The 24,818-nt window shown below is 64.2% G+C and carries 27 protein-coding genes; 10 read left to right on the top strand and 17 right to left on the bottom strand.

All coding sequences use genetic code 11. From position 1 onward, the window contains the following. Position 1: 1 nt before the first annotated feature. Both AAG813_RS04445 and AAG813_RS04440 read right to left on the bottom strand, forming a co-directional pair. Entirely contained in the window at positions 2-1,726 is a 1,725-nt protein-coding gene (locus tag AAG813_RS04445) for an FAD-dependent oxidoreductase (protein ID WP_341912233.1), read from the bottom strand. 103 nt (positions 1,727-1,829) lie between these two features. Beyond that, positions 1,830-2,474 carry a VOC family protein gene (locus AAG813_RS04440; protein WP_341912232.1) on the bottom strand — a complete coding sequence of 215 codons (645 nt, stop codon included), beginning with the start codon at positions 2,472-2,474 and terminating at the stop codon, positions 1,830-1,832. Between the two features lie 303 nt (positions 2,475-2,777). Between AAG813_RS04440 and AAG813_RS04435 the strand changes: the two genes are divergently transcribed. The 7 genes from AAG813_RS04435 to queF all read left to right on the top strand — a co-directional run bounded on the left by AAG813_RS04435 (position 2,778) and on the right by queF (position 8,741). After that, complete coding sequence (locus AAG813_RS04435) at positions 2,778-3,200, top strand: rubrerythrin family protein (RefSeq protein WP_096671699.1); 423 nt, start codon at positions 2,778-2,780, stop codon at positions 3,198-3,200. A gap of 97 nt (positions 3,201-3,297) precedes the next feature. After that, positions 3,298-4,647 carry a heterodisulfide reductase-related iron-sulfur binding cluster gene (locus AAG813_RS04430; RefSeq protein ID WP_341912228.1) on the top strand — a complete coding sequence of 450 codons (1,350 nt, stop codon included), beginning with the start codon at positions 3,298-3,300 and terminating at the stop codon, positions 4,645-4,647. A gap of 16 nt (positions 4,648-4,663) precedes the next feature. Next, a complete protein-coding gene (locus tag AAG813_RS04425) occupies positions 4,664-5,254 on the top strand; it encodes a DUF3501 family protein (RefSeq protein WP_341912226.1) in 591 nt (196 codons plus the stop codon). Between the two features lie 79 nt (positions 5,255-5,333). Continuing rightward, entirely contained in the window at positions 5,334-6,110 is a 777-nt protein-coding gene (gene yaaA, locus AAG813_RS04420; RefSeq protein ID WP_341912224.1) for a peroxide stress protein YaaA, read from the top strand. A 14-nt stretch (positions 6,111-6,124) separates the two neighbouring features. Next, a complete protein-coding gene (locus tag AAG813_RS04415; RefSeq protein ID WP_341912222.1) occupies positions 6,125-6,955 on the top strand; it encodes a 2OG-Fe(II) oxygenase in 831 nt (276 codons plus the stop codon). Positions 6,956-7,011: 56 nt separating this feature from the next. Beyond that, positions 7,012-7,917: an alpha/beta hydrolase gene (locus AAG813_RS04410; RefSeq protein WP_341912220.1), complete on the top strand. Its 906-nt coding sequence runs from the start codon at positions 7,012-7,014 to the stop codon at positions 7,915-7,917. Continuing rightward, complete coding sequence (queF, locus tag AAG813_RS04405; protein WP_096671687.1) at positions 7,914-8,741, top strand: NADPH-dependent 7-cyano-7-deazaguanine reductase QueF; 828 nt, start codon at positions 7,914-7,916, stop codon at positions 8,739-8,741. Before AAG813_RS04410 ends, queF begins: the two co-directional genes overlap by 4 nt. A gap of 155 nt (positions 8,742-8,896) precedes the next feature. Here queF and AAG813_RS04400 read toward each other — a convergent pair whose 3' ends face one another. The 8 genes from AAG813_RS04400 to AAG813_RS04365 form a co-directional block, all read right to left on the bottom strand. Then, a complete protein-coding gene (locus tag AAG813_RS04400) occupies positions 8,897-9,742 on the bottom strand; it encodes an enoyl-CoA hydratase-related protein (protein WP_341912216.1) in 846 nt (281 codons plus the stop codon). Positions 9,743-9,757: 15 nt separating this feature from the next. Continuing rightward, the gene (locus AAG813_RS04395; RefSeq protein ID WP_341912214.1) at positions 9,758-10,060 is read right to left on the bottom strand and encodes a hypothetical protein; all 303 of its coding nucleotides are present in this window, start codon (positions 10,058-10,060) and stop codon (positions 9,758-9,760) included. 94 nt (positions 10,061-10,154) lie between these two features. Continuing rightward, positions 10,155-10,613 (bottom strand): tetratricopeptide repeat protein, encoded by a 459-nt coding sequence (locus tag AAG813_RS04390; RefSeq protein ID WP_341912212.1) that lies wholly within the window; start codon positions 10,611-10,613, stop codon positions 10,155-10,157. Positions 10,614-10,726: 113 nt separating this feature from the next. Next, on the bottom strand, positions 10,727-11,473 hold the full coding sequence (locus tag AAG813_RS04385) for an anti-sigma factor (protein WP_341912211.1): 747 nt from the start codon (positions 11,471-11,473) through the stop codon (positions 10,727-10,729). Next, positions 11,470-12,081, bottom strand: a complete 612-nt coding sequence (locus AAG813_RS04380; protein ID WP_341912208.1) for a sigma-70 family RNA polymerase sigma factor — start codon at positions 12,079-12,081, stop codon at positions 11,470-11,472. Before AAG813_RS04380 ends, AAG813_RS04385 begins: the two co-directional genes overlap by 4 nt. Positions 12,082-12,130: 49 nt before the next feature. Further along, complete coding sequence (locus tag AAG813_RS04375) at positions 12,131-12,781, bottom strand: plastocyanin (protein ID WP_341912206.1); 651 nt, start codon at positions 12,779-12,781, stop codon at positions 12,131-12,133. Positions 12,782-12,814: 33 nt separating this feature from the next. Further along, positions 12,815-13,258 (bottom strand): group 1 truncated hemoglobin, encoded by a 444-nt coding sequence (locus AAG813_RS04370; protein ID WP_341912204.1) that lies wholly within the window; start codon positions 13,256-13,258, stop codon positions 12,815-12,817. Between the two features lie 40 nt (positions 13,259-13,298). Continuing rightward, complete coding sequence (locus tag AAG813_RS04365) at positions 13,299-14,225, bottom strand: DUF3034 family protein (RefSeq protein ID WP_341912202.1); 927 nt, start codon at positions 14,223-14,225, stop codon at positions 13,299-13,301. A 162-nt stretch (positions 14,226-14,387) separates the two neighbouring features. Here AAG813_RS04365 and AAG813_RS04360 point away from each other — a divergent pair, with 162 nt between their 5' ends. Beyond that, entirely contained in the window at positions 14,388-14,828 is a 441-nt protein-coding gene (locus tag AAG813_RS04360; protein WP_341912200.1) for a c-type cytochrome, read from the top strand. A 24-nt stretch (positions 14,829-14,852) separates the two neighbouring features. On the opposite strand, the gene AAG813_RS04355 is transcribed toward AAG813_RS04360, so the two are convergent. Then, a complete protein-coding gene (locus tag AAG813_RS04355) occupies positions 14,853-16,055 on the bottom strand; it encodes a DNA polymerase IV (protein WP_341912531.1) in 1,203 nt (400 codons plus the stop codon). Between the two features lie 285 nt (positions 16,056-16,340). Here AAG813_RS04355 and AAG813_RS04350 point away from each other — a divergent pair, with 285 nt between their 5' ends. Continuing rightward, positions 16,341-17,243 (top strand): cytochrome c, encoded by a 903-nt coding sequence (locus AAG813_RS04350; RefSeq protein ID WP_341912198.1) that lies wholly within the window; start codon positions 16,341-16,343, stop codon positions 17,241-17,243. A gap of 19 nt (positions 17,244-17,262) precedes the next feature. Here the strand turns inward: AAG813_RS04350 and AAG813_RS04345 are convergent, their stop codons facing one another. The 4 genes from AAG813_RS04345 to AAG813_RS04330 all read right to left on the bottom strand — a co-directional run bounded on the left by AAG813_RS04345 (position 17,263) and on the right by AAG813_RS04330 (position 21,886). Further along, positions 17,263-19,188, bottom strand: coding sequence for a chorismate-binding protein (locus AAG813_RS04345; protein ID WP_341912196.1), 1,926 nt, complete (start codon positions 19,186-19,188; stop codon positions 17,263-17,265). Between the two features lie 7 nt (positions 19,189-19,195). Beyond that, positions 19,196-20,197, bottom strand: a complete 1,002-nt coding sequence (locus AAG813_RS04340) for a tripartite tricarboxylate transporter substrate binding protein (RefSeq protein ID WP_341912194.1) — start codon at positions 20,195-20,197, stop codon at positions 19,196-19,198. Further along, entirely contained in the window at positions 20,194-20,571 is a 378-nt protein-coding gene (locus AAG813_RS04335) for a chorismate mutase (RefSeq protein WP_341912192.1), read from the bottom strand. The genes AAG813_RS04340 and AAG813_RS04335 overlap by 4 nt, the downstream gene beginning before the upstream one ends. Before the next feature lie 160 nt (positions 20,572-20,731). Beyond that, positions 20,732-21,886, bottom strand: coding sequence for an alpha-hydroxy acid oxidase (locus AAG813_RS04330; protein ID WP_341912190.1), 1,155 nt, complete (start codon positions 21,884-21,886; stop codon positions 20,732-20,734). A gap of 235 nt (positions 21,887-22,121) precedes the next feature. Between AAG813_RS04330 and AAG813_RS04325 the strand changes: the two genes are divergently transcribed. Then, positions 22,122-22,922 carry an SPFH domain-containing protein gene (locus AAG813_RS04325; protein WP_341912188.1) on the top strand — a complete coding sequence of 267 codons (801 nt, stop codon included), beginning with the start codon at positions 22,122-22,124 and terminating at the stop codon, positions 22,920-22,922. 14 nt (positions 22,923-22,936) lie between these two features. On the opposite strand, the gene AAG813_RS04320 is transcribed toward AAG813_RS04325, so the two are convergent. Further along, positions 22,937-24,028: a hypothetical protein gene (locus AAG813_RS04320; protein ID WP_341912186.1), complete on the bottom strand. Its 1,092-nt coding sequence runs from the start codon at positions 24,026-24,028 to the stop codon at positions 22,937-22,939. Positions 24,029-24,120: 92 nt separating this feature from the next. Next, positions 24,121-24,813, bottom strand: coding sequence for a hypothetical protein (locus AAG813_RS04315; RefSeq protein ID WP_341912184.1), 693 nt, complete (start codon positions 24,811-24,813; stop codon positions 24,121-24,123). Positions 24,814-24,818: the final 5 nt, after the last annotated feature.

Genomic DNA, 24,818 nt, shown 5'->3' with positions numbered 1-24,818 from the left:
TTCAGCGCAGGCCGAGGGTTTTTTCGACAGCAGCGATCAGGTGGCCGTCCACGGCCTCGCCGGTGGCCGCCAGGTAGCCGTCGGGCCGCAGCAGGGCCCAGGCGTGGCCGAAGACGTGGCAGGCGCCCTGCAAGTGGCCGGTGCCGCGGGCATTGATGTCGCGCACATGTTCACGTGCCTGTGCGCGGTCGTCCGGGCCAAGCACCTGCACGCTGCGCACCGGGGCGTGTTGGGCGAGCTGCCGCAGGCGCTGCAGGCCGGCGGCCGGCAGCTCGCCGAACACCAGCACCAGCAGGTCGCCGTCGGCCCACTGCAGCAGGTCGTTGACGGCACCCTGGGAGCCGTCTGCCCAGCGGAAGGCCACGTTCTGCACCGACTGCCCGCCGGTGTTGTCGCAGATGGACGAACGTGTGTAGGTGTTGGCCACCGCCATGCGGCCGGTATTCACCAGCGAGCGCGCAAACGGGTACTGCCTGGCCAGGCTGATGGCCGCCGTGCGAAAACAGCGCTCCATGCCGTCGGCCGGACGCAGGAAGCGTGCGGTGCGGTTGGTCACCTGCACATTCTGCTGGGCCGCTTCGAGCCGCTCGGCGTTGTAGCTCTCCAGCAAGGTCGGGCTGGCACGGCCGCGCAGCACGGCCGCCAGCTTCCAGGCGAGGTTGTCGGCATCGGCCACGCCGGTGTTGCCGCCGCGCGCGCCGAAGGGGCTGACTATTTTGGCGGTGTCGCCCATGAAGAACACGCGGCCCACGCGCAGCTTGTCCAGGCAGCGGCTGCGGTAGGCGTAGGGGCCCACCCAGACGATCTCGACCTCGACGTCCTTGCCGAACTGGCGCTGCAGGCGCTCGCGCACCACGTCTTCGCGGCTCACGGCGTCAGGATCGGCATTGGGCGCCATCTGGTAGTCGATGCGCCAGACATCGTCGGCCATCAGGTGCTGCCAGACCGCGCGGTTGTCGTTGAAGGGCGCCTCGATCCAGGTGTGGCGCTCGACCGGCGGATGTTTGGAAAAGCGCACGTCGGCGATGCACCAGCGGTCGTCGCCGCGTTTGTTCTGCATGGTGGCGCCCACCCAGTCGTGAAAGGGCGTGTGGGAGCCGGAAGCGTCGATCACGTGGTCGGCCTCGATCTGGTAGCTGCCGGCAGGCGTTTCCACCGTCAGCGTGGCGACATCGGCGTTCTGCGTGAAGGCGGTGACGCGCGACTTCCAGCGCAGGTCCACATGGCCGAGTTCGTAGATGCGTTCGACCAGGTAGCCCTCGATGTAGAACTGCTGGATGTTGATGAAGGGCGGCTGGGTCGAGAGGTTGAAGTTGCTCTGCTGGCGCAGGTCGAAGGAATAGACCTCGTCGTTGCCTGCAAAGGTGCGGCCCACGCTCCATTGCACGCCCTTGGCGGCAATACGCTCGTAGATGCCGAGGCGGTGGAAGACCTCCAGCGATTTTTGCGTGTAGCAGATGCCGCGCGAAGAGGCGCCTTTGACGCCCACGGTGTTGTCTTCGTCCAGCAGCACGGCCTTGACACCGTAACGCGCCAGCGCGCAGGCCAGGCTCAGGCCGGTGATGCCGCCGCCGACGATGACGATGGGGTGGCGGACGAGCTGTTTCGCGCCGAGTTCGGGCGGGGCCACGAAAGGGTATTCCGGCAGGGTGTAACCCGTGCCCTGGGTGAACTCATAACCGTTGGTGAACGCCGTCCCGGCGTAGGCAGGTGGTGTCTCCAGCATGGCGTGTCTCGCTCCCGGCGTTGATAGATTTTCAGTGTTTTTGGGGTCTGGCCCTTGTCAGTAGGGCGCAGACAGCTATCAAAATAATAGTAACCGGAGCGCGTCAGGCGGCGGGTTTGCCGCCGAACTCCGGCCTGTCGTTTTGCTGCGGTTTGAGGGCTTCGGCCGCCTGACCGGCCGCCTTGTCCTTGCGCCACTGCTGCTTGCGTGCTGTCCATTCCGCCAGACGGGCATGGGCGGTCTTGCTTTCCTCCAGCATCTGGAACTCGTCGGCCAGCTGCGCCGTCAGCTCCAGGCGCACGCCGTTGGGGTCGAAGAAATAAATGCTCTTGAAGATGTGGTGGTCGGTCACACCCAGCACTTCGATGCCATCGGCCTCGAGGCGCGCTTTCATCGCTTCCAGGTCGGCCACGGTGTCGACGCGAAACGAGATGTGGTTCACCCACAGCGGTGTGTTCGGCGAAGGCAGGGCTGCCTCGTCGTTGCCAAGGTCGAAAAAGGCGATGAAGGAGCCGTCCTGCAGGCGGAAGAAGAAGTGGGTGTAGGGGCAGTACTCGCCGGTGCTTGGAACGTAGTCGCTCTGGATGATGTGGTACAGCGGCAGGCCGAGGATGTCCTCGTAAAAATGCCGCGTTTCCTCGGCGTCTTTGGCGCGGTAGGCGTAGTGGTGCAGCTGCTGCACCGCCGCAGGCGGCGGCAACGGCGAGGTGGCGGGGCGCAGGGTGGGGGCGGTCATCTGGGCAGCCATGGCGATCTCCGGATTGGGTGGGTTCGGGTGTTTGCGCCTTGGATGAGCAAGGTCTCAAATTCACCTATTCATAATGCGTTTACTATAACGTAACTATTTGGACCTGCCAAGTGCAGGTCTGCTGGCGGGTGTTGCGGAGTTGTTGAGAATAATTGTCAATTGCAGTTGATTCATAGCTTTTGTCTTTTGTTCAAATTGATCCTGGCAATTAGACGCCGCACCGCAATGGGGCTATCGTGATTCCGTCCTTGACGATGGTGTTCAAGGCAAGGACCATTTTTACCAACCACGAAGGAGATTTCCATGGCTGCTCTCAAAGGCTCCAGAACGGAAGAAAACCTGAAAGCCGCATTTGCCGGTGAATCACAGGCCAACCGCCGTTATCTTTATTTCGCAAACAAGGCTGACGTTGAAGGCCAGCCTGATGTCGCCGCGCTGTTCCGCTCCACCGCGGAAGGCGAAACCGGCCACGCGCACGGTCACCTCGAATGGCTGGAGCAGTGCGGCGACCCCGCCACTGGCATGCCTTTTGGCGGCACGCGCGAGAACCTCGCTTCTGCGGTGGCCGGTGAGACCCACGAGTACACCGACATGTACCCCGGCATGGCCAAAACCGCGCGTGACGAGGGCCACGACGAAGTGGCCGACTGGTTCGAGACGCTGGCCAAGGCCGAGCGTTCGCATGCGAACCGCTATACCAAAGCACTCGCCGAACTCGTTGATTGATCGGCCCCTCGCTACGCCGCCCGGGCGTAGCGATTTATGAAAGGGGTTTGTCGCACGCAAGCCCTTTCATAAATCCCACGACAAGAAGAGGTAAGCCATGGCTACAGAAGGCAATCTGCAGGCACCCACGCGTCATCCGATCGACTGGAAAAACCCGGATTATTACAACGAGGAGGCGACCTTCCACGAGATGGAGCGCATCTTCGACATCTGCCATGGCTGCCGCCGCTGTGTGAGTCTGTGCGGGGCCTTCCCGACGCTGTTCGATCTGGTTGACGAAAGCAAGACCGGCGAGGTCGATGGGGTGGACAGGAAGGACTACATGAAGGTGGTCGACCAGTGTTACATGTGCGACCTCTGCTACATGACCAAGTGTCCCTATGTGCCGCCGCACGAGTTCAACCTCGACTTTCCGCACACCATGCTGCGCGCCAAGGCCATCAAGTTCAAAAAGGGCGGGGTGGGCCTGGGGGAAAAATTCCTGTCGTCCACCGATGTGCACGGACAGTTTGCCGGCATTCCCATCGTGGTCCAGGTGGCCAATGCGGTCAACAAGACGAAGCCGGCCCGCGCCGTGATGGAAAAAGTCCTGGGGGTCGACAAAAATGCCTGGCTGCCCGAACTGGCGACAAAAAAATTCCGCTCTGGCGCCCCCGAGTCGCCGCCACATCCGGTGAAGGACGGCGCCAAGACACCCGGCAAGGTGGTGATTTTTTCGACCTGCTACATCAACTACAACGAGCCCGGTATCGGCCACGACCTGCTCAAGGTCTTGGACCACAACGAAGTGCCCTATGTGCTGGTCGAAAAGGAAAAATGCTGCGGCATGCCCAAGCTGGAGCTCGGCGACCTCGATTCGGTCAACGAGAGCAAGGAAGCCAACATTCCGGTGCTGGCCAACTACGCGAAGGACGGCTTTGCCATCCTGAGTGCGGTGCCGAGTTGCACCCTGATGTTCAAACAGGAAATCCCGCTGATGTACCCGGACGACGCCGACGTGCAGCTGGTCAGGGAACACATGTGGGACCCGTTCGAGTACCTGATGGCACGCAAGCGCGACGGCCTGCTCAAAACCGAATTTCCGGTGCCGCTGGGCAAGATCAGCTACCAGATCCCCTGCCATGGCCGGGTGCAGAACATCGGCAAGAAAACCGAGGAAATGCTCAAGATGGTGCCGGGCACCAGCGTGCATACGCACGAACGCTGCTCGGGCCACGCCGGCACCTTCGGCGTGAAGGTGCCCTACCACCAGCAGGCCATGAAAATCGGCAAGCCGCTGTTCAAGGCCATGGCCAGCCACAAGGACGGCGGCCTGCCCGACGTGATCAGCAGCGACTGCCCGCTGGGCGGTCACCACATTGCGCAGGGGTTTGACGTCAACCAGCTCGGCGCGCCTTTGCTAAAACACCCGCTGACCCTGGTCCGCACGGCCTACGGACTGAAGTAGCCAGCAAGGAGCCCTTATGCAAGTCACCGGAAAAATCACCCGCGACAGCCTGATGACCCTGGAGGCCTACAGCAGGTACCGCAAGGACAACAAGGCCGCCGTCATGGCGCACCGCCGCTTGCGCAGCGTGCGCCTGGGTGAACACATCAACCTGCAGTTCGAAAGCGAGACCAGCATCCGTTACCAGATCCAGGAAATGTTGCGCATCGAAAAAATCTTCGAGGATGAAGGCATCAACCAGGAGATCGAGGCCTATGCACCCCTGGTGCCCGACGGCAGCAACTGGAAGGCCACCGTGATGCTGGAGTACCCCGACGTCAACGAGCGCAAGCGCGAGCTGGCCCGGCTGATCGGTGTGGAAGACCGGCTGTTTGTCGAGGTCGAAGGCCACCCGCGGGTGTACGCCATTGCCGACGAGGACATGGACCGGGAAAACGACGACAAAACCTCGGCCGTGCATTTTGTGCGTTTTGAGTTGACCCCGGCCATGTGCGCCGCGGTCAAGGCCGGCGCGGGCGTCAAGCTCGGTTGCGACCACACCCACTACCCGGCGCATGTGGCGATCCCCGCCGAAACGCTGGCCTCGCTGGCCAGCGACCTGCGCTGAGCCGGGCTTTTGGCATGTTGCGGCGCCGGGCCGCGGGCTGTCGTAAAGTCGGGACTGGCTTTACTTCATCCCCAGGTCCATGCTGTTTTTACTTTCGCCGGCGAAATCGTTGGATTTCGCCACGCCGCCGCAGGTCGCCACGCACACGCCGCCGCTGTTCGTCAAGCAGTCCACCGAACTGATCAAGGTGCTGAGGGAGAAAACCCCGACACAGATCAGTGACCTGATGTCGCTGTCGGACACCCTCGCCGGTCTCAATGTCGCGCGTTACCAGGCCTGGTCGCCGAAGTTCAGTGTCAAAAATGCCAAGCAGGCGGTGCTGGCCTTCAACGGCGATGTTTACGAGGGGCTGGACGCCAAAAGCCTCCCGGCCGCGGACCTCGACTGGGCGCAGGCGCACCTGTGCATCCTCAGCGGCCTGTACGGCGTGCTGCGTCCGCTGGACCTGATGCAGCCCTACCGCCTGGAGATGGGCACGCGGCTGGCCACGGCGCAGGGCAGCAACCTCTACCAGTTCTGGGGCGCGCAGATCGCCGACTACCTCAATGCGCGTGCGGCTGCCGACACCTCGCCGGTCATCGTCAACCTGGCCAGCGAGGAGTATTTCAAGGCGGTGGACCGCCGGGCTCTCAAGCCGCGCGTGGTCAGCTGCGTCTTCGAGGAGTTCAAGGGCGGCAAGTACAAGATCGTCAGCTTCCATGCCAAACGCGCGCGCGGCCTGATGGTGCGTTACGCGATCGACAGGAAACTGGCCACCGTCAAGAAGCTCGAAGGCTTCGACGCCGAAGGCTACCGTTTTGCACCGGCCGTGTCCGGGCCCGACCGGCTGGTGTTTCGCCGCCAGCAGGCCGGCTGAGTCCTGCGCCCAGCATGCGCGACTACGAGGTCCAGCCCCAGCATGTGACGCCCGAGGTGCAGGCTTGGGTGCGTGCCCAGGCCGCTCTGGGCCACACGGCGCCCACCATCCTGAAGGCCCTGCGCAAGTCGGGCTGGCTGGCGGACGTGGCACGCGAAGTCCTTGCCGCGACCTTGCAGACGCCGTCCGCCGTGCCGGTGCCGCGGCCGGCCATTGGTGCGGCGCTGCGGCTCGATGCCGGCGACCGGCAGGTCGACGTGTTGATGCAGATGAGCCAGCCGCACATCGTGCTGTTCGGCAACCTGCTCAGTGACGACGAATGCGACGCGCTGATGCAGGCCGCCAGGCCGCGCCTGTCGCGTTCGCTGACCGTGGCGGTCAAGACCGGCGGCGAGGAACTGAATGACGACCGCACCAGCCGCGGCATGTTTTTCACGCGCGGCGAAAACGAGCTGGTCAGCCGCATCGAGGCACGTATCGCGCGGCTGCTGGGCTGGCCGCTTGAAAACGGCGAAGGCCTGCAGGTGCTGCAGTACCTGCCGGGCGCCGAGTACAAGCCGCACCATGATTATTTCGATCCCGCCGAGCCCGGCACGGCCTCCATTCTGGCGCGCGGCGGCCAGCGGGTGGGCACGCTGATTCTTTACCTGGGCGAGCCCGAAGCCGGCGGCGCCACGGTGTTTCCGGACATCGGGCTGGAAGTGATGCCGCAGCGCGGCCATGCGGTTTTTTTCAGTTACGACCAGCCGCATGCCTCCACACTGACCTTGCATGGCGGTGCGCCGGTGCTGGCCGGCGAAAAATGGGTGGCCACCAAATGGCTGCGTGAACGGGAGTTCACCTAAAATCGTTCTTTCGGTCGAATTACCATCAAGCGCCCGGCAGTTGGGCGTAGGCAGCTATGAAATTAAGAGCAAACGGCATAAACATCGAAGTCGAGGATTCGGGCCCCGGCAGCGGCGCGCAGCCGCGTCCGGCGGTGCTGCTGATCATGGGCCTGGGCATGCAGCTGGTCGCCTGGCCGCCGGCCATGGTGCAGGCGCTGATCGACGCGGGTTACCGCGTGATCCGCCTGGACAACCGCGACATCGGCCTGTCGCAGAAGTTCGATCACCTGGGTCAGCCCAACCTGGTATGGGCCAGCATCAAGTACAAGCTGGGTCTGGCGGTCAAGGCGCCTTATGCGCTGCATGACATGGCCGCCGATGCGCTGGCCGTGCTGGACGCGCTGGGCGTGCAGAAGGCGCACGTGGTGGGCGTCAGCATGGGCGGCATGATCGCCCAGCGTGTGGCGCTGGCCGCGCCCGAACGCGTGCTGAGCCTGACCAGCATCATGAGCTCCAGCGGCGCGCGTGGCCTGCCGCAGGCCGCGCCGCACGTCATGCGTGTACTGCTGAGCCGCCCCGCGGGCAAAGACCTTTCCTCGGTGACAGACCACTACGTCAGGCTCTTCAAGACGATCGGCAGTCCGGGGTTTCCGGTGGACGACGCCGAACTGCGCGAACACATCACCACCGCCGCGCGGCGCAGCTTTCATCCGGCAGGGGTGTTGCGCCAGATGATGGCCATCGTTGCCGACCATCGCCGCGCAAGCGAACTGGCCGGCCTGCGTGTGCCGACCCTGGTGGTGCACGGCAAGGCCGACCCGCTGGTGCCCTTTGCCTGCGGCGAGGACACCGCGCGGCGCATCCGGGGTGCCCGCCTGGTCGGCATCGAGGGCATGGGCCATGACCTGCCCAAAGGGGTGGTCGAACGCCTGCTTGAACCGTTGATTCCCCATCTCAAGGCTGCGGAGGCCGCATCATGAACACGCCCGACCAATCCCAACTGGGCAAGCCGACGCCCTACATCGACCAGTACGACGCTTCGCTGCTGTTTCCCATTCCGCGCGCGGTCAAGCGCGAGGAGCTGGGCCTGGGCGAGAATCCGCCTTTTTTCGGGGCCGACATGTGGACCGTGTTCGAGCTGAGCTGGCTGAACCTGCGCGGCAAGCCGCAGGTGGCGCTGGCGCACATCACCGTGCCCTGCGAGTCGCCGAACATCGTTGAAAGCAAGTCTTTCAAGCTCTACCTCAACAGTTTCAACAACACGCGTTTTGCGGATGCACGCGAGGTGCGCGAGCGCATCCGTGCCGACCTCAATGCCGCGGTGGGTGCCGGCGTGGGTGTCAAGACGCTGGGGCCGGAGCTGTTTGACCAGGAGCCTGTGCACGAACTCGACGGCCTGAACCTTGACCGGCTCGACGTGGAGTGCCGGCACTACACACCGGCGCCGGAGCTGTTGTTTGCCGACCATGAAGAGCCACCGGTCACCGAGACCCTGGTGTCCAACCTGCTCAAGAGCAACTGCCTGGTGACCGGCCAGCCCGACTGGGGCAGTGTGCAGATCAGTTATTCGGGTGCGCCCATCGACCAGGAAGGCCTGCTGCAGTACATCGTGAGTTTTCGCAACCACAACGAGTTCCACGAGCAGTGCGTGGAGCGCATCTTCATGGACATCTGGACGCGCTGCCGGCCGCTCAAGCTGTCGGTTTACGCGCGTTACACCCGGCGCGGCGGGCTGGACATCAACCCGTTCCGCACGAGTTACCCGCAGGCGCTGCCGCCGAATATCCGCACGGCGAGGCAGTAGGCGGGGTGGCTGTCATTGCGGGCTTCGACCCGTCATCCATGCCTTTGAACCCAGGCCGTAAGGATGCATACATGGATTGCGGATCAGGTCCGCAATGACAGAGTTCTTCGTGAGTGCTATTGAATAAATAGCTGCTCGCGCCCGTCCAATAAGGGCTAGAGGCCGATTTCCTTGAAACTCTGGAGCGGTGACAGGCCCGCGAACTGGCCCGCGCGTTTTTCCTTCATGGCGGTCACCGCCTCGCGCACATGCTGGTTGCTCCAGATCGCGCCCTGCAGCCAGCCCATTTGTTTGAGCGCGTCGTCCACCGAATGGTCACGCGTGTAGTGGATCGCCTGCTTGGTGCCCCAAATGGCGACCGGCGGCTTGCTGGCAATTTCCTTTGCGCACAACAGCGCGCCGGCCAGCAGGGCTTCGGGCGAATCGAAGACCTCGTTGACCAGGCCGTAACCCAGCGCTTTGGTGGCGCTGAGGCGACGCCCGGTGTAGGCCAGTTCCTTGACCACCGCCAGCGGCACCAGCTTGGGCAGGCGCTGCAGCGTGCCGACGTCGGCGACCATACCGATGTTGATTTCCTGGATGCAGAAAAACGCGTCGGCCGTCGCATAACGAATGCAGCAGGCCGTCACCATGTCCACCGCACCGCCAATGCAGCCGCCCTGGATGGCCGCGATCACCGGAATGCGCAGGGTCTCGAGTTTGGTGAAGGTGGCCTGCATTTCGGTCAGCATGTCGAAGATGGCGGCTCGGCCTTCGGGGCTCTGGTCGTCCATCGCGATGGCGCCCGAAAAAGTTTCCAGCGCCATGCCTGCGCTGAAGTGTTTGCCGGTGCTGGAGATCACCAGCACCCGCGCCTCGCCGGCCTTGTGGAGGTGGGTCAGCACCGCATCGAGCTCGCGCCAGAAGGTCGGGTGCATGGTGTTCATCGCCTCGGGACGATTGAGCACCAGGTGGGCGATGTGGTCGGTGGTGGAAAGGGTGAAGCAGGTCAGTGGGTTCATGCCTGCCAATGTAAATCAGTGCGCCGGTTCCAGCCAGTCACACCTGAGACGGCCCCGGGCATGGGCGCGGGCGCGCCAGCGTACATACAGTTGCGGGGCCGCCATGCCCAACACACAGAATGGATAGGCCAGCGGCACCTCCAGTGCAAAGGCCGGCAGCCAGCCGACCCAGCCCATGACCCACAGTGTCAACACGGCGTCCCACACCTGGTATTCCAGCGGGCGCGAGTCCTTGTGCGCCAGATGCCATCGCTTGATGCGCTGCAAGTCCAGCAGCGAGAGGGCGGGGTGGTGCGCGGATGTCCTGGGGTACGCCATAAAGCCTCCTGCAGAGGCTTCAATGTAAGTTTCAAGCAAGCTTGTGTCAACGCCCCTTGGTGCGGGCCCGGTGGGGTGGCCGGGCCGTCCCCGGCTATTTGGCGGCCGCGATGGCTTTGGCCAGATCTGCGGTCTCCTCGCAGCTGGCGCAGATGGCCTGCAGCTTGGCGAGCTGGGCTTCGGCCTGGGCCTTCTGGCCGGTCTTCAGGTAGGCGATGCCCGAGTATTCAAGCGCGCCCTTGTGTTTTGGATCCAGTGTCAGCGCCTTGTTGTAGGCGGCAAAGGCCTCGTCGTATTTGCCCAGCCAGCGGTTCGAATAGCCGAGGTAGTTGTAGGCGTCGGCGTTTTTCGGGTTCTGCGCGACGACCTTGTTGAAGCTGGCGACGGCCTGCGCCCAGTTTTTGGCATCCATGGCCTTTTTGCCAGCGGCGAAGTCGTCGATGCGTGCGTTTTCCACCGGCGTGGTGGGGGTGTCGGCGGCCAGCGCGCCCCCGGCCAGCGCCAGGCTCAGGACGGGCAGGGCGGTCCATTGGCGAAGATTCAATGCGTTCATGTCGGGCTCCTTGAGGGTTGGTGATTGAGGTGCGCTGTCAGATCAGCACCTGAGACAAACGACGGAAACCGGAAAACGGATGCAAACCAGCCTGAAATGGATGAATGGCGGCGTCACCACAATTTGGCGCAGTTGCCGCTGAACAGCACCGTCGCGCTGGGGCTGACAGCGGCGGGGCTGGTCTCCAGGGTGACCACCAGCTTGCTGACTTTGGACAGCAGCTTTTCAGAGGTGTCAGGCAGCAAGGACACGGCCGAACCACTGGCCGGCACCGGGCCCAGCGCGAAGGCCGGACCGCTGGCGGGCACGGCCCACAGCACCAGGGTGCCGCTGGCCGGCGCCGTGATGGGACCGATGACCTTGACCGTCAGGGTCTTGCCGTGGCGCAGGGAGCTGACCAGCAGCTTGCCGTTGCCCTGCGCGTCGGTCAGCAGGCCCACATAACTTTGCGGCAGCTTTTCACCCGTACGCATGGCGATCTGGTCGCTGGTCATGAATAGGCCAGGCGCCGTGACAAACAGGACGCTGGCGGCTATCACGCCGGCAGCCAGACCGCCAAGGCCGACCCCGGCCGGCTTGAGCCACCCCAGCCATCCGCGCGGAGAGGCGTTTGCCGCGGCAGCGGTAGCCGCTGGTTGTGTGCGTGCCGCAATCGCTTTCCACAACTGCGGCGAGGGCTGCTGCGCCGGGACCGACACAGCCAGCTGGCCCAAGCGCGTTTCCCATTGCGTCACCAGCCCACGTACATCGGCGCGGTCTCGCTGCAACCGTTCAAAACGGCGCCGGGCGCCCCCTGTCAGCGTGCCCAGTACATACGACGACGCCAGGTGTTCAAGCAGTTCGGGTTGTGTGTATTTCATGCCACCACCCCCTGCGCGGCCAGGCAGCCCTTGAGCTTTTCCAGCCCGCGCCGTATCCAGGCCTTGACCGAACCCAGCGGCGCGCCCATTTGTTGAGCGACTTCGGTGTGACTCAGGCCCTGGTAGTAGGCCAGCGCTAGGCTTTGCCGGTAACTGCCGTCCAGCGCGCTCATGCAGCCCTCAATGTGCAGGGCCTGGCTGGCTTGCTCGAGCAGTTGCATGGCGCTGGGTGCCGGATTGTTGACAGACTGGACATCGTCTTCATCCACGTCGCCAGACTCGGGCAACTCGCTTTCGCGGCGGCGTGTGCGGGCACGCAAGGCGTCCAGCGCCTTGTTGCGGACAATGGCGATCAGCCATGTCATGGGTTGAATGGTTTGCCCGCCTACCTCGTTGCGGTAGCCGCCGGCGTTTTTCCAGATGCTCACATAGGCCTCTTGCAGCACATCTTCGGCTGCCTGTCCCTGGCCCAATATACGAACGGCCACGCCAAACAGATGCCGGTGTGTACGCTCATAGATCCGGGCGAAGCAGGCATGGTCGCCCCGCGCTGCGGCAGCGATCAGGGCCTCCAGGCTGCGGGAGTCCGCTTGGGTGTCCAGCGTCATGCGGCCGAGTATAGGGAGTTCGGCTGGCCCGGCAAAGGCCGTCGGGCCCCTAGATCCGGCGCCGGCGCGGCACCACGCTCAGCTGCATCGTGGCTTTGGCGGGGGCGGCGCTCACGCTGGCCTGCTGCGAGGCGATGTCGATCAGCTGATCGGCGTGCCAGACCTTGACCTGGGCGGGACCGTCGGGAATCTGTTCCACATTGGCGATTCCATCGGCACCGGTCAGGACCGTCCATGGCGACTCGCTGACATAGACATGGCCACGCATGGAGCCATGGATGTGGCAGCCCAGAAGCACGGCGCCGGCTTTTTCGAACACGGCCTCGGCCGATTTGCCGGACTTGCCGTCGGCCTTGCCGTCCAGGCGCAACTCGAAGCCGCTGCCGGCGGCGGCGTTGAACTGCGCAACACCTGCGGCCGAGCCGCGGACATGGTGTTCCCACGGGTCGTTGTTGATGAATTTCGCCCTGGCTCCCACCCCGACCACGCTGACGGCCGGAATGAAGCGCATCTTTTCCTGATTGATGGTCACCTGCAGCGGCAGCACCGCCTTTGGTTCGCCCTTGTTGGCAGGCAGGACCACCACCACGGCATCCGCCACGGGTTTGCCTTCCTTGTCCAGCACCAGGACTTGCAGGTTGCCGGCGGCGGCCCAGCCCGAGAGGGTGGCCAGTGCGAGTGTGAGCAGGGTTTTTTTCATGGCAGCGGGTCCTTGGGGTGTCGGTGGAGTCGTTCAGCGCACGGTGATGGTGTCGCGGTGCATGGGGGCCAGCAGCGCGAGCATCTGGTTCTGGGTGCGAAAGGGAATGCCCCGGGCGTCCATGCTTTGCTGCAGCACCTCGACCAGCGCGTGGAAGTCGGACTTTTTGATGTCCAGGTTGGCGTGTGAACTTTTCATGTCGGCGCCCTTGTAGATGCAGGGGCCGCCGGCCAGGGCGCACAGCTGGTCCACCAGCTGCTCCTTGACGCGCTGCTGGTTGGCCGGCTTGAAGTGCGGACCGGTGCGCGGGTCAGCGAGCAGGCGCACCATGAAGTCGTCCATCAGTGTGACCAGCCCGGCCTTTTCGCCGAAGGCCTTGTAGAGCTGGTCGCCCTGCGGGGCGGTCTGTGCGAACGAGGTGCCGACGGCCAGGAGGCTGGCGGCGGCGAGGGCGAAAGAGATCAGGGTTTTGTTCATGGCAGTTCCTTGTGAAAAGTGGGGCGGGTGGGGGGCGGGTTCAGAAAGCCAGCTGGGCCGACAGGTAGTAGCCGGTTTGCTTGCGGCTGGCGGTGGTGGCGGGCACGATCACGCCCAGGTCCACATAGGCCAAGGTCACGGAAACGTTTTTGTTCGGTGCCCAGGCGATGAAGATGTCTTTCCAGTCTTCCGAGCGCAGGCCGTTGCCCAGGCCGGCGGCGCGGCCGGCGGTTTCCAGCTTGTTGCGCATGAAGCGGTATTCGGCACCTACCGCGATATTTTTTGTGAGCAGGTAAGCCACCGAGAACTCCGGCTGCAGGCTGTACTTGTTCTCGTTGCCACCCAGGGTGGCGCCGTAGCCGAGCAGGCCGTTCTGGTTCGCCTTGGTGGCGCGCAGCGTGCCGTTGACCAGCAGGCTCTGGCCCAGGAACAGCTTGGTGGCGCTCACATACAGGTCCACCCCTTCGCGTTTGGCGCCCAGCGCCCGGAGCGTGCCGTCCAGCCCGGTCGAGCCGAGCGTTTTGTACTGCACACCGACCGCCACCTGCGGCATCAGGGTGTCGGCGTCAAGCACGGCATCGCCGAGCACGCGCACCTTGGCGCCCACGATGGTCTGCTTCAGGTGCAGGCCGGGCAGGCCCAGTGCGGTGCCGGTGTTGCGGGTGTTGAAGTCCTGCTGGGCGACCGACAGTTCATAACGGTCGTGGATGCCGATGGCCGCGCCGACGATGTTCAGGCCGTAGTCCTTGGTTCCGGCCGTGGTGACAAAGGCCGAGCCGCCGATTTCGCCCTCGGTGGCGTTGCTGCCGATCACGGCCCACGGCGTCAGGCCACCGCCGGCCGCGCCGTCCACGCTGCTGACGCCGCCAGTCAGCAACAGCTTGCCGGTGTCGGCATGGGCGCTCAGGCTGGCACCGGCGCAGAGGATCGCCGCACAGGCGCTCAGCAGGGAGGGGGTGAATGTCATGGTCAGGCTCCTGGGGCGGCACAGGGCCGCGGGTTGAAAAAAAGATGTAATCAGTTGTACGCAGCGGTGATACGGCGCTGCCGGCACGCTGGATTCAAACTATTTCCAGGTCTGAGCAAAGGGGTGCCGAATCCGGCCGGCCGACTCCTGCGTAATCCGGGCATGAACTTCACGCATACACGCTGGTTGATGTGGTCGGACCGGCTTCGGACCGGCCTGGGGGGCATGGCCGTCACCGTGCTGCTGGCCGGGCCGGCGCTGGCGCAAGGCGGCACGGCCGCGCGCGAATGGCGCACGCCGCCGCCCGGCGACGTGTCGCGTGGCCAGGCGCTGTACCAGGCGCGTTGCACGGCCTGCCACGCGGTGGACAGCAACAAGGTCGGGCCGGCGCACCGTGGCGTGATGGGTCGCCGCGTGGGCAGCCTCCAGGGCTACCGCTATTCGGATGAACTGGCGCAGTCGCGCCTGCGCTGGACGCCGCAGACGCTCAACACCTGGCTGCAGGACCCGGAAGACCTGGTGGCCGGCCAGCGCATGGGTTTCCAAGTGGACGACGCGCAAGAGCGCGCCGACCTGATTGCCTGGCTGGCGACCTTGAAATGAGTCGCGCCGGCAGCGGCGGCCGGCTTAGAACAGCTGGTCGGTTGCTATTGATTCAGTAGCTGCTTGCGCCCGTCCTGATTGGGCTGAGCCTCTATTTTGTTCATCAACCGGCGCTTCGCCGGCTTTCACCAGCGTGGCGGCGCGCACGCCCAGCAGGCGCAGCCGCTTGTCCAGCGGCACCCGCTTCAGGCACAGGCCCGCCGCCCTGCGGATGGTGGGGCCGTCGGCGGTGTAGAAGTCGGCCGTCTGGTCGCGCGTCGCAATTTTGAAATCGTCGTAACGCAGTTTGATGCCAATGGTTTTGGCCACGTAACCCTTGCGCTGCAGGTCGTCGGCGAGTTTCTCGCAGAGGCTGGTGAAGATGGCGCCCAGCGCGGCGCGGTCGCGCACAGCATGCAGGTCGCGTTCAAACGTGGTTTCGCGACTGATGGACACCGGCTCGCTTTCGGTGACCACCGGCCGCTCGTCGCGGCCCCAGGCGGCTTCATGCATCCAGGCGCCGGTGGCCTTGCCGAAATGCCTTATCAGGAAGGCCGGTTCCTGGGCGGCCAGCTCGCCGATGGTATGGATGGCCAGGGCCGCCAGTTTTTCGCCGGCCTTGGGACCGATGCCGTTGATCTTGCGCACATGGAGGGGCCAGATTTTTTCCTGCAGGTCGGCTTCGTAAACAACCGAGATGCCCTTGGGCTTGTTGAACTCGCTGGCCATCTTGGCGAGCAGCTTGTTGGGCGCCACGCCGACCGAGCAGGTCAGGCCGGTTTTTTCGAAGATCTCTTTCTGGATCAGGCGCGCCAGCACACGGCCGCCTTCGCGCTGGCCGCCGGGCACGTCGGTGAAGTCGATGTAGACCTCGTCGACGCCGCGGTCCTCCATCAGCGGCGCGATGTCGGTGATGGTGCTCTTGAACAGCCGCGAGTACTTGCGCACCTCGTCAAAATCCACCGGCAGCACGATGGCCTGCGGGCACAGCTTCGCGGCCTTCATCATGCCCATGGCCGAACCCACGCCGAACTGGCGCGCGGCATAGGTCGCTGTGGTGATGACGCCGCGGCCCACATAGTCCTTGAGCAGCGGAAATTCCGCGACCGGGATGAAACGCAGCGCGCGTTCACCCTGCGCCGCCATCAGCGCTTCGTCCACCTTGCGCCGGCCGCCGCCTATGACCACCGGCAGGCCCTTGAGTTGCGGGTAACGCAGCAGCTCGATGGACGCAAAAAAGGCATCCATGTCGAGGTGCGCAATGCGGCGGATCCTGGACGGGCTGGAAGGGTTGGACGGGACAGAGGCGCTCACCCGGCAAGCATAACGTTGAACACGGCTACCCGCCGTTCCTGCCAGCCCCTGCGGTCGTCTGACTTTCCCCCGGATCGGTGCTGTAAATCGTTGCCTTTTTTACAGAGGGGGCTGTGACTTTTTGCCCGGCCTTCAGCGTGACAAGGCAGTGCCTGTTTTCTAGAATTTTGCCTTTGTCCCGGACGGATGGGGACAGGGATCAAACCAAGGGGGAAAACCATGAAACGATGGGTCAAGTGGGTTCTGGGCGCGGTGGCCGCCCTGGTGGTGCTGGCGGCCGGTGCGACGCTGGTGGGAACGGCGCTGGCGGATCGAAAAGCGCAGCGCATCGTTCAGGTGAACGTTCAGCCTGTGGCTTTTCCGGCCGATGCCCAGTCCCTGGAGCGCGGCAAATACCTGTTCAATTCGCGCGGTTGTACGGACTGCCATGGTGCCAACGGCGCTGGCCGCGAGTTCGTCAACGACGGCCATGGCCTGCGCCTGGCTGGCCCGAACATCACACCGGGCGCGGGCACGGTGGTGGCGCGCTACACAGCGGAAGACTGGGTGCGTGCGCTGCGCCACGGCCTCAAGCCCGATGGCCGGCCACTGTTTGTCATGCCCAGCGAAGACTACAACCGCTTCACCGATGCCGATCTCGGTGCGCTGGTGGCCTATGTGCGCAGCCTGCCGCCGCAGCCGGGCGGCGCAACCGTGCTGGAGTTGTCGCTGCCGGTCAAGCTGCTGTATGGCTTCGGCGCGATTGAAGACGCGGCGCAAAAGATTGACCATTCCCTGCCGCCGGCCACCGCCGTGGCCGAAGGCGTGACGGTGGCGCACGGCGCCTATGTGGCCAACATGTGTATCAGCTGCCACGGGCCGGGGCTTTCCGGCGGCAAGATTCCAGGCACCCCGCCCGACTGGGCGCCGGCCGCCAATCTCACACCGGGTGAGGGCAGCGCCATGACACGTTACAAGGATGCCGGTCAGTTCGTCGCCATGCTGCGCAGCGGCAAGCGGCCGGACGGCACGGCCGTCACTGTCATGCCCTTTGAGTCACTGCGCGAACTCAACGACGTGGATGCCCAGGCGCTGTACGCCTACCTGAAAACCGTGCCGGCCCGTCCTTTTGGGCAGCGGTAGTTGCGCGGCAGGCAGTGCCTCACTGCACAGTGGTGACGGCCGAAAAAGCCAGGGCCGCGCGCAGCAGCTGCAGCGCCTGCGGGCCCGAGAGCATGGAGTCGGGGCGGAACAGCAGGCAGACCACGCGCCGGCCGGCATGGGCCAGGGCCACCGGTTGCTTCTGGTCGTCCAGCGCCCAGGCCTGCCAGCCGGCCGGCAGGTCGCCGGCCTGCAGCGCGGCGCTGGCATAACGCGCCGCCGCAAACGGGCCGTCGCTGCGCCACGGTGCTGCCGCGGTGGGTGTACACAGCAGCGTGCGGCCATGTTCGGGCCGGTCGGACAACACGGTCCAGCCCGAGGCACCGAGCAGGCGCAGGGCCGCATCACCGACGGCGACCAGGTGCCGCTCCGGGCAAGCAGCCGGGTCACCCGCCCCGACGAGCAGGCAGCACGGCGCGTCTGACGCGAGATCCAGGCCCAGGCCCAGCAGGCAGTCGCGCATGGCATGGCCAAAAGGATCGCCGGCATCCACCAGGTGAACGGCAGCCGGCAGGGAGATGTCTTGTTGCGCAGCAGCTTGTGCGGCAGCAGCTTCCAGGCCGAAGGCGCGCCACAGTGAGAGTGTCTTGAGTCGGGACTCCTGCTCCTCGCGCTGCGGCGACGAGTCGGCCATCAGGTCGCCGCCGGTGCGCACTTCGGCCACGCCGCCCCGGACCGCAGCGGCGCGCAGGATGGTGCCGGCGAGGGCATCGCCGTTGGACGCCACCTGCACCACCAGGCCCCCGTACCAGCCGCGCGGGCTGGCTTCGAGTTCACCGATGGCCCGCAGTGCCTCGGCGCGCGGGGTGCCGGTGACCATCACCGGCGCGGCCGTGGCCACGATGGCGTCCCAGGCATCGGCGCCGTCGCGCAGCCGTCCTTCGAGCCGGTCCACCGCGTGCACCACGGTTGCCAGCGACATCGGCCGGCGCCGGTCCAGCAGGCGCAGCGAGCCGGGCTCGCACAGCGGCGCCAGGTCATTGCGCAGCGCGTCGGTGCAGACAGCGAGCGATGCGGCGTCCACCTCTTCATTGAGCAGCTCGCGCAGTGACTCGGCCTCGCCGATGGCGCCGGGCCGGCGTGCCACCGTGCCACAGACGGGCAGGCTCTGGATGTTGCGCTTGGTGACGACCAGCTGCAGGTCGGGCGAAGCGCCGAACAGCTGCAGCCCCGAACCATCGTTGACAAAAAAGCTGGCTGGCGCGGGATTGGCCTCGCGCAGGCGCCCGAAGGCCGCCACCGCCGGCAGTTGCACACGGCGGCGGTAGCTCTGGCTCAGGGTCAGCGACACCAGCGGGCGCTCGTTCAGGCAGACCAGCGCGCGACGCACCATGTCGGCATAAGCGCCCACGGGAAAATCGTCACGGGGTTCGGCGGCGACAGGATCGGTGTCGGCTTCGGCAGCGATGGGGGCAGGGGGGGCGGCCGCTGGCAGCAGGGGACCCGGAAGGCTCAGGGCGATATGTTGCCAGGCGCCGGCGCCATCCCGCCTGAGCAGGTGCTGGCCGAAAAACAGTACGCCGAGCGCGCCGGCATCGTTGCCGGGGTCGGCCAGGCGGTGGGCCGCAAACGGCAGGGCGCCCAGAAGCAGAACGTCAGGGGAGGGTTCGAAGCAGGCCAGGAAAGCGCGCAGGGCGTTGATGCCGGAAACCCTTGCACCCCGCGCGGTCTGCGTGTGCCAGTAGGCCAGCCCCGGCTGCGCCAGCAGGGCCCGGCCAAAACCGGTGAGGGCCTCGACCTCCAGCCCGTCGCCGTACAGACGCAGGGCGAGCGCGGGTTCGACCAGCAGCGTGGCCTGCAGCGGATGCAGGCCGGGAATGCCGGCATCAACGCCGAAATACATGCCGGCCTGGCTGTCCAGCCGCGCGAGCGCCGCATCCACCTGCGCCAAGGTGGCCGCGCTGCGCTGGACGCGCAGGCCGATCATGCTCTCATCACTCGACGGTGATGCCGGTGCGCTTGATGATGGGCGTCATCACGCGCAATTCCTGCTGCATGAACTTCTGCAGGTCCTGCTCGGAGCCGCCGATGGGTTCCATGTACTGGGCGTGGAGTTTTTCCTTGACCTCGGGCATGGCGAGCACGGCATTGATTTCCTGGTTCATGCGCCGCACGATGTCGGTCGGTGTGCTGGCCGGGGCCATCACGGCCATCCAGGCGAGGTTTTCGATCTCGGGCAGGCCGGCTTCCTTCATGGTCGGAATGTCGGGCATGAGCTGGCTGCGTTTGGCGGTGGACACGGCCAGGGCGCGCATCTTGCCGGCCTTGACCTGGGGGATCACCGCCACCGCGGGCACGCAGGCAAACTGCACGTCGCCCTGCAGGATCGCCAGGATGGACAGCGGCGAGGAGGCATACGGAATGTGGACCGCGAAGGTGTCGGTCTTGACCTTGAGCAGCTCCACGCCAAGCTGCGACAGGCTGCCGACGCCGGTGGATGAAAAATTGAACTTGCCGGGGTTTTTCTTCATCGCATCGACCAGCTCCTTGAGCGTGGTGATGCCCGAATCGGCGCGTACGGCACACACATTGGCCTGGCCGCCGGCCAGCACCACCGGGCGCAGTTCGGTGAACGGGTCATATGGCAGCTTCTTGTAAAGCACGGTGTTGTACACCAGCGGGCCGTTGGTGCTGATGACGAAGTTGTAGCCGTCGCCTGCCGCCTTGGCAACGGCGCCGGTGCCGTTGTTGCCGCCGGCGCCGGCGCGGTTTTCGATGATCACCGGCTGGCCCAGGCGCGGCGAGAGTTTTTCGGCCATGATGCGCGCGATCACATCCGGTGACGAGCCCGCGCCGTAAGGCACCACGATGCGCACCGGCTTGTTCGGCCAGGCCTGGGCCATGGCGCCTGCGGTGGCAAGTGCCACCGTGGCCGCCACGGTGCAGCGGGCCAGCAGGCGGGTCAGCGGAAAACGGGAGATGGTGCGGGTGTTCATGGGGTGATCAGTTCCGTGTCGTGAAAAAAGGTGCCCTCGCCGGCGATGTAGCCGGCGACGAGGGTGCGGTAGGTGGACTCCATGATATCGGGCAGTCCGGGGAAATCGGCTTCATGGCGTGCGGCAAGGGCCCGCACGCGCGCGAAGACCTCGGCCTGGCGCGCCGGCGCGGCCACCTGGAAGGCGTCGCGCTTGAAACGGGTGGCGTCACGCACACACAGCGCGCGTTGCGCGAGCAGTTCGACGATCTGTTCATCGAGCGTGTCGATGCGCTCGCGCAGCGCGGCCAGTGTCGGGGCCACCTCGACATAGTCCGGGTCCTTGAAGCGGCGCACCGGGGGCGTGTGGGTGGTGGGTTCCTGGGAAGAAGTCATGGTGTGGGGAGGTCGGAATGGCGGCAGACAATTGATAAGCAAGCTTATTGATTCTGCCTTGTATTGTCATCGGGGCATTCCCCAACCGGACCATGCCGCGGCAAGGGCTGCGGCTGGCCGCTTCCCTTGTGCCCCGGCATGGCTGGAAACGCTGTGCGTTTCAGGTCGGGAAGGTGCCGGGCAGCAGGATGGACTTGTCCACCGTCTCGATGTTGGTGTGGCCGCAAAACGCCATCGTCAGATCGAGCTCGCGATGGATGATCTGCAGCGCCTTGGTCACACCTTCCTCCCCCATGGCACCCAGGCCGTACAGGAAGGAGCGGCCGATGTAGCAGCCCTTGGCGCCCAGCGCCCGTGCCTTGAGCACGTCCTGGCCGCTGCGAATGCCGCCGTCCATATGGACCTCGATCTGGCTGCCGACCGCATCCACGATCTGCGGCAGCGCGCGGATCGACGACTCGGCGCCGTCGAGCTGGCGCCCGCCATGGTTGGACACGATCAGCGCGTCGGCGCCGGAGTTGACCGCGAGTTTCGCGTCTTCCACGTCCTGGATGCCCTTGAGGATCAGCTTGCCGCCCCAGCGTTTCTTGATCCATTCCACGTCGCCCCAGTTCAGGCCCGGGTCGAACTGCTTGGCGGTCCACTCGGACAGCGAGCCCATGTTCTCCACGCCCTTGACATGGCCGACGATGTTGCCGAAGCCGTGGCGTTTGGTGCCCAGCATGCCCAGGCCCCAGCGCGGCTTGGTCATCAGGTTCAGGATGGTGGCCAGTGTCGGTTTCGGCGGCGCACTCAGCCCGTTCTTGAGGTCCTTGTGGCGCTGGCCGAGGATCTGCAGGTCCAGCGTGAGTACCAGCGCCGAGCAGTTGGCGGCCTTGGCGCGGTCGATCAGGCGCTCGATGAAGTCGCGGTCCTTCATCACATAAAGCTGGAACCAGAAGGGGTGGCGATCGGTCCCGGCGGCCACGTCCTCGATGGAGCAGATGCTCATGGTCGAGAGCGTGAAGGGAATGCCGAATTTTTTCGCCGCACGTGCGCCCAGGATCTCGCCGTCGGCATGCTGCATGCCGGTCAGGCCGGTCGGCGCAATCGCCACCGGCATGGCCACGTTCTGGCCAATCATCTGCGTGGCCGTGCTGCGGTTTTCCATGTTGACCGCCACGCGCTGGCGCAGCTTGATGGACTGGAAGTCGCTTTCATTGGCGCGGTAGGTGCTTTCGGTCCATGAGCCGGAGTCGGCATAGTCGTAGAACATGCGCGGCACGCGCTTTTTGGCTAGAACGCGCAGGTCTTCGATGGTGGTGATCACGGGCATGGAGTCTCCAGACAGCAGTTTTTTTGGGGAAGCTGCCGTCATGGTAGCGCTGGAGCATGTGGTGCTGCGTGAATTTTGCTTCTCGGGTTTTGAAATTATTGATACGCGGCTTTGCGTGGAGGGCCTGGCTCCCGCCCGGTCCCGCATAATTTGGGCCGGCGCGCCCTTGTGGCGGTAAAAAAAAAAGGAGACGCTCACAGGCCTGCTTGGCCGAATACCGGGGGATTTCTCATTTATGAAACGCACTATCTGTACGCTTATTCCAGTCCTGACGCTTGCGCTGCTTGCGGGTTGTACCCGCATTGAAACCGGTGAAGTGGGCCTGCGTATCAACTTTGACAAAACCACCGACCCGACCGAGCGTCTGCCGGGCTCCTTTAATCAAACGCTGATCGGGGACATCCTGACCTTCAAGATTCAGGACGTGGCGGTGGCCGTGGATAACATGACCCCCCTGGCGTCTGACAACTCCACCGTCAAGGACTTTGACATGACGGTTGTCTACAACGTCAACCCGACCGCCGTTTCCGAACTGTGGACCACCAAGAACCGCACGTTTCATGGCCTGTCTGAAAAAGGCGGGGATATCCTGCTGATGCAGAACTACGTGGCGATGAGCGCGCGCAACGCGGCCTACAAGGCCGCGCGCGAGTATGAATCTCTCAAGATGGCTGACAACCGGCCTGCGATCGAACAGAAAATCCGCGAAAACGTCATGAAGACACTGAGCGAGGAAAAGCTGGCGGACAAGATCACGGTTTCCCAGATCCAGGTGCGGGCCATCACGCCCGCTGACGTGATCGTTCACAGCGCGAACGAGTTGGTACGGGCCCAGAATGAGTTGAAAACCAAGGAGGTTGAGGTCCAGACCGCCAAAAAGGAGGCTGAACGTATTGCCGCCTTGAACGCCAACGCAGGGGCCATCGGATACATGAACGCCATGGCCAACCTCAAGATCGCCGAGGGTGTGGCGGCGGGCAAGGTGCACACCATTGTGGTGCCCTATGACTTCAAGGGCATCGTGAACGCGAAGTAGTCGGGGCAGGGTCTTTAGCGCTCGCGGAGGTGCGTCAGCAGCCTGGCGAGCCGCCCCGCCGGGCGCCCGTTGGGACGCTGGGCCTCTTCCGCTTCGATCTGTGCAAACCGCCGCACCCGCTCCTCGAAACAGGGATTTTTCGTGAGCCAGGCGGTGATCAGCGATGTGTATTCCACTTCGCGTAGATACCGTCCCAAGAACTCCATGTCGGGGTGGTTCATGAGCCAGTTAAGTCCCTCCACCGTACGCACCCTATCCAGAAGCGGTATCGCCTTATTGAGCAACCAGTCGTTGAGTTCCTCGATATGCTGCTGTGTGTCGATCAGAAAGGGGCTGCGCCGAGGCCACTCAACGTCATTGAGTCCGAATTCGTAGTTCCCCGGAACCCAGTCACCTGGTTTGCTGACTGTAGACATGGCAGCGTCATAGACCGCGCGAGCTGCGAAATTGGCGCCGTAAAACTTGACCTCACAGTAAAAATTGCCGTAACGTTCCTTAACGAAAAAAGCGGCTACCTGCCAGGCATCAGCATCCTGACGGAGATATGCCGCATCAAAGCCCAGTCGCACGGGAACTTCATAAGGTGAAAACCCGTGCGCGGCCAAGCTATCCGTAAACAGTTTTCGCATCTTGCTGCGCATTTGCGCCTTCGTCGGATGCTTGATCGATTCGGCTTCGTCCTGGAACGCTTCCCACTCCTCTGCGCGCTCCGAAGGAATGACGCCTCCGTCCGGCAAGAAGCCGATGCCCAACTGGTCGTTGTACATCGTCAGCCCAAGCTGGGTACCATACTTCACGAGCTTGGCCAGCACCTGCGGGCCTTGATCCGTGGGTAAGTCCATGTGCCAGACCGCTTGAGTAATTTGCCTGGCCTCGTTCAGCGGCGAATTGAGCCAGACGCTGTCGCGCTCGTCCTCACCGCGCTCAACCAGCATTTCGCGGGTGGGAAACTCCTCCAGCATCGTTGAAGCAAGTTTGACGTAGCGCGGGTTGACCGGCGCCGGCTCGTCGCGGAATTTCTGGATATGGTTCCAGAGCAGCGCGATTGTGTAAGGCCGCAGCAGCTTCAGGCGCTCCGTGTCGAAGATGTAGATGCTGTGGCTCATGGAATAAGGTTATGAAGGTTGAACAGGACCCGGATTCTCAAGAGTGACGGCGCTTTGCCAGGCACGGCCAGCAGCTCAGCTTCCAAAGCGTATCACTGCTGCCGTTTGGGAGTAGCGCCGCTGACCGGCTTGATGCGCGCGCAGTCGGCGTCATGCACCCACACCCCGTGTGTTCCCACGAAGTAGGTGTGGTAGTCCTCGACCTCGATGTTGTAGACGGGTGTCGTAAAAGGCAAGTAGGGTGTGTCGTCAGGACCCGAGCTCCAAGCTTCGAAATCGTAGACCCTGATTGCCTCGACCAGCCTGCTTTGAGCATAGTCCCAGAGCGCCCCCGCGCCTTCCGTACCATTGACGGCGATCCAGCCAACGTCCGGATCGTTGGTTGCGTAGACCCAGATCTTTCCCTCTGCATCGATCTCGGTGGCGTCTTTCAAAATCAACCTGGACGGCCCCATCCAGTTTCCCAGAATGCCGTTGGCCGCAGTCCATCCCTCTCCTATCACCCAGAAAGGATGGTCAACTGTCGTGGTCACCTGGGCGTACTTCTTGACACCGTTTTCTTCGACCATGTACTCGACGCGAAGAACCTGCTTGTTCTTATGCTGGGACGTGTTGACGACGCGTTTGTAGACGGTGCCCGTGCCTTCCGCCGGGTTCTCAGGCCTCGAGAGCACCTCGTCCCCGACCTTCAATTGTTCGATCGGACGCAGCCCTTCCCGCGTGTGGGCAAGAGTGCCTGCCACGAAGCCGGCTTCGGATTCCGGATTTTGTTTTGATTTGTGCATTCGTT

It is taken from the genome of Polaromonas sp. YR568, from assembly GCF_943371715.1.
Classification (GTDB): Bacteria; Pseudomonadota; Gammaproteobacteria; order Burkholderiales; family Burkholderiaceae_C; genus Polaromonas.
This window is presented reverse-complemented; position numbering and strand designations above follow the sequence as displayed.

Excerpts from the sequence above, each read along its gene's own strand:
- AAG813_RS04445 (WP_341912233.1), bottom strand. The coding sequence starts at position 1,726 with ATGCTGGAGACACCACCTGCCTACGCCGGGACGGCGTTCACCAACGGT.
- AAG813_RS04440 (WP_341912232.1), bottom strand. The coding sequence starts at position 2,474 with ATGGCTGCCCAGATGACCGCCCCCACCCTGCGCCCCGCCACCTCGCCG.
- AAG813_RS04435 (WP_096671699.1), top strand. The coding sequence starts at position 2,778 with ATGGCTGCTCTCAAAGGCTCCAGAACGGAAGAAAACCTGAAAGCCGCA.
- AAG813_RS04430 (WP_341912228.1), top strand. The coding sequence starts at position 3,298 with ATGGCTACAGAAGGCAATCTGCAGGCACCCACGCGTCATCCGATCGAC.
- AAG813_RS04425 (WP_341912226.1), top strand. The coding sequence starts at position 4,664 with ATGCAAGTCACCGGAAAAATCACCCGCGACAGCCTGATGACCCTGGAG.
- yaaA (WP_341912224.1), top strand. The coding sequence starts at position 5,334 with ATGCTGTTTTTACTTTCGCCGGCGAAATCGTTGGATTTCGCCACGCCG.
- AAG813_RS04415 (WP_341912222.1), top strand. The coding sequence starts at position 6,125 with ATGCGCGACTACGAGGTCCAGCCCCAGCATGTGACGCCCGAGGTGCAG.
- AAG813_RS04410 (WP_341912220.1), top strand. The coding sequence starts at position 7,012 with ATGAAATTAAGAGCAAACGGCATAAACATCGAAGTCGAGGATTCGGGC.
- queF (WP_096671687.1), top strand. The coding sequence starts at position 7,914 with ATGAACACGCCCGACCAATCCCAACTGGGCAAGCCGACGCCCTACATC.
- AAG813_RS04400 (WP_341912216.1), bottom strand. The coding sequence starts at position 9,742 with ATGAACCCACTGACCTGCTTCACCCTTTCCACCACCGACCACATCGCC.
- AAG813_RS04395 (WP_341912214.1), bottom strand. The coding sequence starts at position 10,060 with ATGGCGTACCCCAGGACATCCGCGCACCACCCCGCCCTCTCGCTGCTG.
- AAG813_RS04390 (WP_341912212.1), bottom strand. The coding sequence starts at position 10,613 with ATGAACGCATTGAATCTTCGCCAATGGACCGCCCTGCCCGTCCTGAGC.
- AAG813_RS04385 (WP_341912211.1), bottom strand. The coding sequence starts at position 11,473 with ATGAAATACACACAACCCGAACTGCTTGAACACCTGGCGTCGTCGTAT.
- AAG813_RS04380 (WP_341912208.1), bottom strand. The coding sequence starts at position 12,081 with ATGACGCTGGACACCCAAGCGGACTCCCGCAGCCTGGAGGCCCTGATC.
- AAG813_RS04375 (WP_341912206.1), bottom strand. The coding sequence starts at position 12,781 with ATGAAAAAAACCCTGCTCACACTCGCACTGGCCACCCTCTCGGGCTGG.
- AAG813_RS04370 (WP_341912204.1), bottom strand. The coding sequence starts at position 13,258 with ATGAACAAAACCCTGATCTCTTTCGCCCTCGCCGCCGCCAGCCTCCTG.
- AAG813_RS04365 (WP_341912202.1), bottom strand. The coding sequence starts at position 14,225 with ATGACATTCACCCCCTCCCTGCTGAGCGCCTGTGCGGCGATCCTCTGC.
- AAG813_RS04360 (WP_341912200.1), top strand. The coding sequence starts at position 14,388 with ATGAACTTCACGCATACACGCTGGTTGATGTGGTCGGACCGGCTTCGG.
- AAG813_RS04355 (WP_341912531.1), bottom strand. The coding sequence starts at position 16,055 with ATGGATGCCTTTTTTGCGTCCATCGAGCTGCTGCGTTACCCGCAACTC.
- AAG813_RS04350 (WP_341912198.1), top strand. The coding sequence starts at position 16,341 with ATGAAACGATGGGTCAAGTGGGTTCTGGGCGCGGTGGCCGCCCTGGTG.
- AAG813_RS04345 (WP_341912196.1), bottom strand. The coding sequence starts at position 19,188 with ATGATCGGCCTGCGCGTCCAGCGCAGCGCGGCCACCTTGGCGCAGGTG.
- AAG813_RS04340 (WP_341912194.1), bottom strand. The coding sequence starts at position 20,197 with ATGAACACCCGCACCATCTCCCGTTTTCCGCTGACCCGCCTGCTGGCC.
- AAG813_RS04335 (WP_341912192.1), bottom strand. The coding sequence starts at position 20,571 with ATGACTTCTTCCCAGGAACCCACCACCCACACGCCCCCGGTGCGCCGC.
- AAG813_RS04330 (WP_341912190.1), bottom strand. The coding sequence starts at position 21,886 with ATGCCCGTGATCACCACCATCGAAGACCTGCGCGTTCTAGCCAAAAAG.
- AAG813_RS04325 (WP_341912188.1), top strand. The coding sequence starts at position 22,122 with ATGAAACGCACTATCTGTACGCTTATTCCAGTCCTGACGCTTGCGCTG.
- AAG813_RS04320 (WP_341912186.1), bottom strand. The coding sequence starts at position 24,028 with ATGAGCCACAGCATCTACATCTTCGACACGGAGCGCCTGAAGCTGCTG.
- AAG813_RS04315 (WP_341912184.1), bottom strand. The coding sequence starts at position 24,813 with ATGCACAAATCAAAACAAAATCCGGAATCCGAAGCCGGCTTCGTGGCA.